Origin of the sequence: Streptomyces pseudogriseolus, assembly GCA_002154585.1 — a bacterium.
In the GTDB taxonomy this organism is placed as follows: domain Bacteria; phylum Actinomycetota; class Actinomycetes; order Streptomycetales; family Streptomycetaceae; genus Streptomyces; species Streptomyces pseudogriseolus.
The window spans coordinates 1-10,001 of sequence record MUNG01000443.1; the positions used below are offsets into that span (position 1 = coordinate 1).

Annotated in this window: 7 protein-coding genes and 2 pseudogenes; 4 read left to right on the plus strand and 5 right to left on the minus strand. The window is 74.4% G+C overall.

The window, feature by feature from the left end; all coding sequences use genetic code 11:
- Positions 1–900, minus strand: a pseudogene (locus CCN29_RS30495) (GlxA family transcriptional regulator); the annotation flags it as partial.
- A 72-nt stretch (positions 901–972) separates the two neighbouring features.
- On the opposite strand from CCN29_RS30495, the gene CCN29_RS30500 reads away from it, so the two are divergent.
- Positions 973–2,280, plus strand: coding sequence for an MFS transporter (locus tag CCN29_RS30500; RefSeq protein WP_006134279.1), 1,308 nt, complete (start codon positions 973–975; stop codon positions 2,278–2,280).
- A 57-nt stretch (positions 2,281–2,337) separates the two neighbouring features.
- On the opposite strand, the gene CCN29_RS30505 is transcribed toward CCN29_RS30500, so the two are convergent.
- The 4 genes from CCN29_RS30505 to CCN29_RS30520 form a co-directional block, all read right to left on the minus strand.
- Positions 2,338–3,537 (minus strand): flavin-containing monooxygenase, encoded by a 1,200-nt coding sequence (locus tag CCN29_RS30505; protein ID WP_006134280.1) that lies wholly within the window; start codon positions 3,535–3,537, stop codon positions 2,338–2,340.
- Positions 3,538–3,678: 141 nt separating this feature from the next.
- Positions 3,679–4,344 (minus strand): pyridoxine/pyridoxamine 5'-phosphate oxidase, encoded by a 666-nt coding sequence (locus CCN29_RS30510; protein WP_086685749.1) that lies wholly within the window; start codon positions 4,342–4,344, stop codon positions 3,679–3,681.
- Between the two features lie 36 nt (positions 4,345–4,380).
- Positions 4,381–4,806: a pyridoxamine 5'-phosphate oxidase family protein gene (locus CCN29_RS30515; protein ID WP_006134284.1), complete on the minus strand. Its 426-nt coding sequence runs from the start codon at positions 4,804–4,806 to the stop codon at positions 4,381–4,383.
- A 212-nt stretch (positions 4,807–5,018) separates the two neighbouring features.
- Positions 5,019–5,654, minus strand: a complete 636-nt coding sequence (locus tag CCN29_RS30520; protein WP_031021540.1) for a TetR/AcrR family transcriptional regulator — start codon at positions 5,652–5,654, stop codon at positions 5,019–5,021.
- A 134-nt stretch (positions 5,655–5,788) separates the two neighbouring features.
- On the opposite strand from CCN29_RS30520, the gene kbpA reads away from it, so the two are divergent.
- From kbpA to CCN29_RS30540, 3 genes and pseudogenes are all read left to right on the plus strand, one after another.
- Positions 5,789–6,511 carry an AfsK-binding protein KbpA gene (kbpA, locus tag CCN29_RS30525; RefSeq protein WP_031062461.1) on the plus strand — a complete coding sequence of 241 codons (723 nt, stop codon included), beginning with the start codon at positions 5,789–5,791 and terminating at the stop codon, positions 6,509–6,511.
- A 223-nt stretch (positions 6,512–6,734) separates the two neighbouring features.
- Positions 6,735–9,085, plus strand: a pseudogene (gene afsK, locus CCN29_RS30535) (protein serine/threonine kinase AfsK).
- Positions 9,086–9,289: 204 nt separating this feature from the next.
- Positions 9,290–9,814: a hypothetical protein gene (locus CCN29_RS30540; RefSeq protein WP_086685751.1), complete on the plus strand. Its 525-nt coding sequence runs from the start codon at positions 9,290–9,292 to the stop codon at positions 9,812–9,814.
- The last annotated feature ends 187 nt before the right edge of the window (positions 9,815–10,001 follow it).

Here is a 10,001-nt window from a genome sequence, read left to right on the forward strand (position 1 = left end):
GCGCGGAACGTGCGGCGGTAGGCCGTCGGGGTCACGCCGAGGGCCGCTTGGAGGTGGGCCCGCATGGACTGGGCCGTGCCGAACCCCGCGTCCCGCGCCACCTGGTCCACCGTCAGCTCGGTGGTCTCCAGCAAGTACCGTGCCCGCTCGACCCGTTGGCGGGTGAGCCACTGCCCCGGACTGACCCCGGTCTCCTCACGGAAGCGGCGGGTGAAGGTGCGTACCGACATCGACTCCCGCTCCGCCATGTCGCGCAGCTGGATCGGCTCGTGCAGCCGGCCCAGCGCCCAGGCGCGGGCGCCGCTCGTGGACGCCTGCTGGGGGTCGGGCACCGGNNATGTGCAGGCACAGGTCGATCCCGGCCGCCACGCCCGCCGAGGTGAGGATGTCGCCGTCGTCGACGAACAGCACGTCCGGGTCGACGTCGACCTTCGGGAACAGCCGCTGGAGCCGCTCCGCGTCCGCCCAGTGCGTGGTGGCGCGGCGCCCGTCGAGCCGGCCGGCGGCGGCGAGGACGTACACCCCGGTGCAGATGGAGGCGATGCGGGCCGTCGGCGGGATGCGGCCGAGCGCGTCGGCCAGTTCGTCCGTCAGCTCGCCCCGCTCGAAGACGGGCCCGAGCTCGTAGCAGGCCGGGACGATCACCGTGTCGGCGGTGGCCAGCGCCTCCGGGCCGTGGGGCACGTGGACCGTGAAGTCGGCGTCCGTCCTCACCGGTCCCGGCGGCCGGACCGAGCAGGTGAGCACCTCGTACAGCGGCCGGCCCCGCTCGTCCCTGGGGCGGCCGAAGATGCGGTGCGGGATGCCCAGCTCGAAGGGGAGCAGCCCGTCGAGGGCGAGCACGACCACGCGGTGGGGCCGGGGCGGGCACGGGGACGGCTCGGGCGGGATCACAGGCATGGCCCGATCCTAGCGAAGGCTGTCCCTCGGGCCACTCGTTGAAGCGGACATGCTTGCCCGACGCTGTACGGCGTGACCACGACCAGCAAGACCGCCGCCGTCGGGCCGCCCGCGAGCGGCCGCAAGCCGACCCGCCTCCGGGTGCACCGCGCCTGGTTCGTCGCCGCCGTCACCTTCGTGACGATCATCGGCGCCGCCGCCTTCCGCGCCGTGCCGGGGCTGTTCATCGACCCGCTGAACGCCGAATTCGGCTGGTCCCGCGGCACCATCGGCGCCGCGGTCTCCGTCAACCTTGCGCTGTACGGCCTCACCGCCCCGTTCGCGGCGGCGCTGATGGACCGCTACGGCATCCGCCGGGTCGTCGCCGTCGCGCTGACCGTGATCGCGGCCGGCTCCGGCGCCACCGTGTGGATGACCGCCGCCTGGCAGCTGATGCTCTGCTGGGGCCTGCTGGTGGGCCTCGGGTCCGGCTCGATGGCGCTGGCGTTCGCCGCCACCGTCACCAACCGCTGGTTCACCGAGCGGCGCGGCCTGGTCAGCGGCATCCTCACCGCCGCGTCCGCCTCCGGGCAGCTGATCTTCCTGCCGCTGCTGTCGTGGATCGTCGACCGCCACTCCTGGCGGCCCGCGGCCGTGACGGTGGCGCTGGCCGCGCTCGCGGTGGTGCCGTTCGTCTGGCTGCTGCTGCACGACCACCCGGCCGACATCGGCCAGAAGCCCTACGGCGCCAAGAAGTTCGTGCCCAAGCCCGCGCCCGTGCCCGGGGCCGCCCGGCGCGCGCTGACCGTGCTCGCCTCGGCCGCCCGCACCGGCCCGTTCTGGCTGCTCGCCGGCACCTTCGCGATCTGCGGGGCGTCCACCAACGGGCTGATCCAGACCCACTTCGTGCCCGCCTCGCACGACCACGGCATGCCGATCACCACCGCCGCGTCCCTGCTGGCCGTCATCGGCGTCTTCGACGTGGTGGGCACGGTGGCGTCCGGCTGGTTCACCGACCGCTTCGACGCGCGCAGGCTGCTGGCCGTCTACTACGCGCTGCGCGGCGTCTCCCTGCTCTTCCTGCCGCTGCTGCTCGCGCCGTCCGTGCACCCGCCGATGCTGCTGTTCATCGTCTTCTACGGCCTGGACTGGGTCGCCACCGTGCCGCCGACGCTCGCGCTGTGCCGGGAGCACTACGGCGACGACAGCCCCATCGTGTTCGGCTGGGTGCTGGCGTCGCACCAGGTGGGCGCGGCGATCGTGGCCTTCGTGGGCGGCCTCGCGCGGGACACGTTCGGCTCGTACGACGTGGTCTGGCTGGCGTCGGGCGCGCTGTGCGCGGCGGCGGCCCTGATGGCCCTGGTGATCCGCAAGCGTCCGGCGGTTCTCACCGCGAGCTGAGCCGCGCCTCGTGCCGGGCCCCGGCGGTTCGCACCGCGAGTTGAGGCGCCCCTGGGCTCAGACCCCCGGCAGCCGGGACGCCCTGCCGCTGCGGTCGATCGCGCGGGCGATGCGCCGGGCGTCCAGGGCCATCTCCCGGAGGTTGCCGCTGATCGGGTTGGTGAAGCCGGTGAAGTAGAGGTCGGGGGCGCCGGCCGGGGTGCGGGCGCCGTGGGCCACGGGTCTGCCCCGGTCGTCCAGCACGCCGAGGCCGCCGACCAGGCCCTCCAGCCCGCGCTCGTACCCGGTGGCCGCGATCACCGCGTCCGGGGCGACGCGCTCGCCGTCGGCCAGCAGCACCTCGCCCTCCTCGAAGCCCTTCACGGCGGCGACCACCTCCACCGCGCCCTTGCGCACGGCGTCGATCAGACCGACGTCCTGCACGGGGATCGCGCCTTCCCGGACGCGGCTGTAGAGCCCGGTCTCCGGGCGGGGGAGGCCGTGCCCGGAGAGGTCCGGCACCGCGATCCGCGCCTGGAGGCGGCTGATCCGGTCGACCAGCGGCACCGGCAGCCGGCGCACCAGGATCCCGGAGTACTGCGCGGGCCAGCCGGCGGTCGAGCGGCGCACGATGTGCGGCGGGGTGCGCACCGCCAGCCGCACCCGGGAGGCGCCGCCCTCCACAAGGTCGACGGCGATCTCGGCGCCCGTGTTGCCGACACCCGCCACCAGCACGTCCCGCCCGGCGAAGGGCTTGGCGTTGCGGTACCGGGAGGCGTGCAGGAACTCGCCGGTGTACGTCTCCCGGCCGGGCCAGCCGGGTATGCGCGGGGTGTGGTTGAAGCCGGTGGCGACGACGACCGCCGCGCCGGTCAGCTCGCGCCCGCCGGTGGCGCGCAGCAGCCAGCCGGTGCCGTCGGGGGTGCGTTCGACGCGGGACACCTCGACGCCGGTGACGATCTCCAGGCGGTGGTGCTCGGCGTACTTCTCCAGGTAGCGGACCACGTCGTCGCGGGACGGCCAGCGTCCGAAGCGGCGGGGCATCGGCAGGCCGGGCAGGGCGGAGCGGCGCCGGGTGGTGTGCAGGTGCAGCCGGTCGTAGTGGCGGCGCCAGGAGTCGCCGACCCGCTCGGACCGCTCGAGCACGACGGCCCGCACCCCGCGGGCGCGCAGGGCGTACGCGACGGACAGTCCGCCGGGGCCGCCGCCGACGACGTAGACGGGGCGGTCCGCCCGGGCGGGCGCAGTGGGCTGCGCGGACGTGGTGGAGTCGGCCATGACCGCGAGCGTAATCCGGCAGGTGGTTGATGGGTCTCGGTCAAGACCGGAATTGGTTGCGGAATGATCACATGATGTCGTGATCGCACGTTCAATGTCCCCATGAAGTCCCCACACCTCACGTGACCCCGGCCGGCCCCCTCACGGCCACAGCAGCTCCCGCACCCACCCCGCTCCCTCCCGGCGGTACCGCAGCCGGACGTGGCGGCGGCCGGGGTCGCCCTGGAAGAACTCCGCCTCGTCCGGGGCGAGGTGGTAGAGGGTCCAGGAGGGCGCCGGGGTGTCCGGGGCGCGGCGCGCCTGCGCCCAGGCTGCCTCGGAGGCGCGGGTCAGCTCCTCAGGGGAGGGGAGCACCGCGCTCTGGCGGCCGGTCAGGGCCGCGGCCAGCGCGCCGGTGGAGCGGGCGTGCAGGTCCGCACGGGCCTCCTCGGGCGGGGCGGCCGTGACGCGGCCCCGTACGCGCACCTGGCGCCCCAGGACCGGCCAGTAGAAGGCGAGGGCCGCGTACGGGCGGGCGGCGAGGTGCCCGCCCTTGCGGCTGTGCGCGTGCGTGGCGAACGACCAGCCCCGCTCGTCCGCGCCGTGCAGCATCACGATCCGTACGTCCGGCAGACCGTCCGCGTCCGCCGTCGCCAGGGACATGGTGTGCGGCTCGGGCTGCCCGGCCGCCGCGGCCTCGGCCAGCCACCGCGCGAACAGCGGCAGCGGCTCGGCGGGGGCGCGTTCGGTGTCGAAGGGGCGCAGGTCGGTGACGGCCGGGTCCCACACCCGCAGGGACCGCAGCAGCTCGTGAAGGTCGGGTTCCATGGGGTGATTGTCGGCCTCCGAGGGCGCCGGCCCGTCTCAGACCGAGCCGAGGTCCGACGACACCCACCGCTCCGGACGCATCCGCACGACGACCTGCTCCCCGTGGCTCTTCCAGGCGAAGTCCACGTACCCGTCGACCTTCTCCGGCGGCAGGTAGCGCTCCGAGAGCTCCCGCAGCTTCTCGACCGTGGCGGGGGAGGTGTCGACGACCGGCCCCTCGACGGAGACGTAGCGGATGGTCGGCTCGACGCGGTCCACCAGGAGGGAGAAGCGTCCCGTGGCCTGGAGCAGCCGGTTCTTGCGGGAGTGCAGGCCGGTGAGGATCCACACGTCCTCGCCGGGCGCGTACTGGTACCAGATCGGCACGGTCAGCGGGGCGCGGCCCTCGCCCGCGTCCACCGCGATCGCGGCCACGTGCGGTTCGGACAGGAACTGCTCGCGCTCTTCACGGGACAGGGCCATGACGGTTCCTCCAGCGTCGTCGGCGTCGGGGCGTTCAGGCCCTCGGCCTGGCGGTGCGACGCCGGCCGGCGGGGACGTGTTCCGCACGTCGTGCCCCCACCATCGGAACCGGACCGCCCCCGGGGACGCGACAGGCGGCGGTCCACCGGAGTGAACCGCCGCCCGGATGACAGGAAGTGCGGGGTCGCGCGGGGGTGCGGAGCCGAGCGCGGCTACTTGGTCGGCTTGCGCCCGGTGACCCCCAGGTGCACCAGCAGCGCCAGGTTCGGCTTGATCTCGGCCTGCTTGACGCCCCAGGAGGAGAAACCTTTCTGGTGCGAGGCCACGGCGGCCAGCATGGCGACCAGGGACCCGGCGACCGCGCCCGGATTGACGTCCTTGTCGATCCGCCCCTTCGCCTGGAGCTCGGAGACCGCTCCGGCGAGGGAGGACTCCACGGCGTTGAGGACCTTCAGACGGATCTTGGAGAAACGTTTGTCCCCTTCGGCGGCGCCGAGATCCACCACGCGCAGGATCGCGTCGTTGTGCCGCCAGAACTCCAGGAAGCCGTCCACCAGTTCCTGCGCCGTCTGCCAGCCGGCCCGCCCGCTCCAGGAGCGTCCCTCGACCAGCTCGGTCAGGGTCCCGCTCTCGGCCGCCATGGTCTCGGCGAGCTCGAGGACGGCGCCCTCGACGTCCGGGAAGTACTGGTAGAAGGTGGCCGGCGAGGTCCCGGCGCGGCGGGCGACGTCGATGACCTTGACATCCCGGTACGGGGACGAGCTGAGCATCTCGCTGAGGCAGTCGAGCAGCTTCTGCCGGGTCTCCTGCCCACGCCGGCCGGCCACGCGGCCGTCGACGGTACGCACTTGTCCTGTCATGCCGTCAGCTTACCGACGGGGTTCGGGAGCGCGATTCGGCCGACTGCAAATGGGGTGCGAGGGCCGGGGAACCCTGGTGTGCCTGGTCGGCGGGGTGCGGGCGGCACGGCTACGTTGTCGGTATGGCCGAAAACAGGGCGTCGGAGTACACGGAGGGCACCCCCTGCTGGGTGGACGCGCAGCTGCCCGATCTGGAGGCGGGCAAGCGGTTCTACGGTGAGCTGTTCGGCTGGACCTTCGAGGACCAGCCCACCGGGACGGTCCGGGCGTCGAAGGACGGCGACCCCGTCGCGTCCCTCGCGCGCAAGACGGACGGACGGCTGCCGACGGTCTGGACGGTGTCCTTCTTCACCCCGGACGCCGACGCGCTGTGCGCCCGCATCCGCGCGGCCGGCGGACAGGTGGTGGCGCCCCCCGCGCCGTTCGGCGACCTCGGCCGCACCGCGCTCGTCACCGACCCCGAGGGCGCGGTGTTCTCGCTCTGGCAGCCCGGCACCACGGCCGGCTTCGGACGCCGCCACGAGCCGGGCGCCTTCGCCTGGGTGCAGCTCTACACACGGGACACGGACACGGCCAACGCCTTCTACGGCGACCTCTTCCACGACGCCCTGTTCGGCGAGGGCGCCGACCCCGACTTCGGGCGCGCGCCCGTCTCCGAGGTCTTCGCCCCCGAGATGCCGCCGCACCTCCTCGTCCACTTCGCCGTGCGGGAACTGGAGCCCGCCCTGGAGCGGGTGACCCGGCTCGGCGGCCGGACCCAGGTGCCGCCCTTCGACACCTCGTACGGGACGGCGGCCGTCGTCACCGACAATCAGGGGGCGTCCTTCGCGCTGCTGCGCCGCTGACCGTACGCTCGGTGCCGCCGCCGCGTCCGCCCCCGCGCACATCGTCCGACCGTACGTTCGTGTCATATGCAAACCTGGACACCCGATTTGTCGGCCGGTTCGCACCTGGGGGCCCGGACAGGAAGAATCGGGGTGCGTGCCGCCACGGCGGTGCGGTGGTGAGACGCTGCACTACGGTCGCGCACAGGTGGTGGCGCGACGCGTACGGGGAGGTGGCAGGCAAGTGGTGGATCAGCTGACGCAGCACGATCCGCGGCGAATCGGGCCGTTCGAGGTGCTGGGACGGCTGGGAGCCGGCGGCATGGGGCTGGTCTATCTCGCGCGCTCGGCGTCCGGCCGGCGGGTGGCGATCAAGACGGTCCGGACCGAGCTGGCCGAGGACCAGCTGTTCCGGGTGCGCTTCACGCGCGAGGTGGAGGCGGCCCGCGCGGTCTCCGGTTTCTACACGGCGGCCGTCGTCGACGCCGACCCGCGCGCCGCCGTGCCGTGGCTGGCCACCGCGTACGTCCCCGCCCCCTCGCTCGAGGAGATAGTGAACGAGTGCGGGCCGCTGCCCGCGCAGGCCGTGCGCTGGCTCGCCGCGGGCGTCGCCGAGGCGCTCCAGTCGATCCACGGCGCGGGCCTGGTCCACCGCGACCTCAAGCCGTCCAACGTGCTGGTCGTCGAGGACGGCCCCCGCGTGATCGACTTCGGCATCGCCTCGGGGGTGTCCAACACCCGGCTGACGATGACCAACGTCGCCGTCGGCACCCCCGCCTACATGTCCCCGGAGCAGGCCAAGGACTCCCGCAGCGTCACCGGCGCGAGCGACGTGTTCTCCCTCGGCTCCATGCTGGTCTTCGCCGCCACCGGCCACCCCCCGTTCCACGGCGCCAACCCCGTCGAGACGGTCTTCATGCTGCTGCGCGAGGGCCCGGACCTCGAGGGTCTGCCGGACGAGCTGCGTCCGCTCATCGAGTCGTGCATGCAGATGGACCCCACGGCCCGGCCCAACCCCGCCGACCTCCAGGCGCAGCTCGCCCCCCACCTGTTCGGCTCCGGCTCCGACGACAGCGGCACGGCGTCGGCCTGGCTGCCCGAGCGGGCGGTCGGCCTGATCGAGGCGCGCCGCGGCGGCCGCCCCGCCCGGCCGCCGCAGCACAGCGGCCGCAGCGGGGCGGCGCGCGTCCCCCCGTACCGCCTCCGCCGCCGCACGACCCGGTCGTCCCGCCGCAGCAGGCCCCCGTCGGCGCGGCCGGCACCGGGCCCGTCCGGCTGGCCGGCGCCGCGGTGCCCATCGGTCCCGGCCCGCGCGTCGCCGACACGCGCGCGGCCGCCGTGCAGGCGCCCCCGCCCTCCGCCGCCCTCGCCGCGACCTGGACCACGTCCCGCGCCGGCGTCAACGGCGCCGAGCCCGCCGGCGCGCCCGCGCCCCCGGCGCCCGCCGCGCCGCCGGAGCAGCCCGGCGGCTGGCGCCCCTGGCGGTTCCGCATGTCCAACGACGTGTGGGGCACGCCCGCCGTGGCCGGCGACCTGGTGTACGTCACCTCCTTCGAGGTGCACGCCCTGGACGTGGCCACCGGCCGGCGCCGCTTCAAGACACGGGACGTCGCCTGGTCGATGGCGGTCGCCGACGGCCGTATCCACGCCTCCGACGGCCCGACCCTGTACGCGCTCGACGCCCGCGAGGGCGGCGACCTGTGGCGGCTGAACACGGACGCCTGGGTGTACTCCCTGAAGGCCGACCGCGGCACCGTGCTCACCGGCACCCGCGGCGGCGGCGTCCAGGGCTGGGAGGCGTCCGGCGGGCAGAAGCTGTGGGAACTGACCGGCTGCCAGACCGACTTCGAGTCCCCGGAGGCCGGCCCCGCCCTCTTCGACGGCACCGCCTACGTCTGGCAGGACGCCCGCCTGCGCGCCCTGGACGCGCGCACCGGCGAGGAGCGCTGGTCGTACCCGATCGGCGACGCGGCCTCCTGCGGCGGCGTCCCGGTCCGCCTTACCGCCGCGCCCGACGGCTACGTCTACGTCTGCGCCGGCACCCGGGTGCTCGCCCTGGAGGCCGCCTCCGGGCACGTCCGCTGGCACTTCGAGGCCCCGGCGGTCTTCCTGTGCCCGCCCGCCTTCGTGCCCGGCCCCGCGGTCACCGGCGGCGGGGTGTACCTCGCCGACTACCTCGGCACGGTCTACGCCCTGGACGCCACCGACGGCCGCGACCGCTGGCGCATCGCCACCGAGGCGCGCTCCTCGGTCGAGCCGGTGCTGGTCGCGGCGGGCCATGTCCACGTGGGCAGCGGCAAGGGCCTCTACACGCTGGACGCGGTCACCGGCACGCCCAAGTGGCGCTTCCAGTCCGGCGGCGAGATCGTGGGCGCGCCCGCGGTGGCCGAGGGGCGGATCCACTTCGGCTCCAGCGACCACCTGCTGTACACGCTGAAGGCCGACGACGGCCGGCTGCGCTGGAAGCTCGCCACCGGCGGCGAGATCACCGGCTCGCCGGTGGTGCGGGACGGCGTGGTGTACGCCTGCAGCAAGGACCGCTGCGTGTACGCGCTGGACGCGGAGAAGGGCACGGGCACGGCACGGACGGCGTGAGACGGGCCGTCCCCGGCGTCGCTCCGGGGGCCTGTGCCCTGCCGAGGGACGGCCGTCGTGCCGGCTGCACGGAAGGGGCCCGGACGGCGGCCGCCGCTGCGGGGCGGCGGTGTCCGCCGCCCTCAGGGCCGACGCTACGCCGGGTGCGGGACGGTCGACAAGCAGTGACATGACCGTGACAGAAAGATCGCTAACCTGGCGGTCATGACTTCTCGGGGGAAGACACTCAAGCTCACGGCCGTCTCGACGCTCGTCGTCCTCGCCCTCACCGGCTTCTCCACCGGCCGCGGCCACGGAGGCGGCAGCGGGAGCCACGACGGCGGCGGCGGTGGCGGATGCAGCAGCTCCAGCCAGAACCACGACTCGTCGAGCGGCGGCTCGCACCGCGACTACTACGACGACGATGACTACGACGACTACGGCAACGGCTCGTCCGGCGGCTCGGAGGCCACGGCGTCCCCGGAGGACGCCACGGTGACGCTGGTCGACTGCGCGTCCGAGGAGACGCCGTACGCCACCGTCGAGGTCACCAACGACAGCACGACGAGCGGCCTCTTCACGGTGACGGTGGTCTTCCGGGACGCGGCCGGCGAGGAACTGGTCAGCAGGACCGAGGACATCTTCGTCACGGAGGGCCAGACCACCCCGGCCCGGATCGAGGTGGACGACGAGGCGAGCGTCCCGCTGATCGACGAGTGCGACCTGGACGACTACGCCCCGGCGGCCTGACCACGGCACACACGAAAAGGGGGGGGCCGTTTCCGGGTGTCTGGTGACACCGGAAACGGCCCCTCATCTCACACCTCGGCCGCGGCGGCTCCCCCTCCGCGCCGCCGCGGCCGGTCCCCGTGTGGGTGGAGGTCTATCGGCCGTCCCGGTCCAGGGCGGGCGGGGCCGGGGCGTGCTGGTCCAGGGT

Bases quoted from the DNA above. Each gene is read 5' to 3' on its own strand.
- CCN29_RS30505 (WP_006134280.1), bottom strand. From the start codon at position 3,537: ATGGCCGACTCCACCACGTCCGCGCAGCCCACTGCGCCCGCCCGGGCG.
- CCN29_RS30510 (WP_086685749.1), bottom strand. From the start codon at position 4,344: ATGGAACCCGACCTTCACGAGCTGCTGCGGTCCCTGCGGGTGTGGGAC.
- CCN29_RS30515 (WP_006134284.1), bottom strand. From the start codon at position 4,806: ATGGCCCTGTCCCGTGAAGAGCGCGAGCAGTTCCTGTCCGAACCGCAC.
- kbpA (WP_031062461.1), top strand. From the start codon at position 5,789: ATGGCCGAAAACAGGGCGTCGGAGTACACGGAGGGCACCCCCTGCTGG.
- CCN29_RS30540 (WP_086685751.1), top strand. From the start codon at position 9,290: ATGACTTCTCGGGGGAAGACACTCAAGCTCACGGCCGTCTCGACGCTC.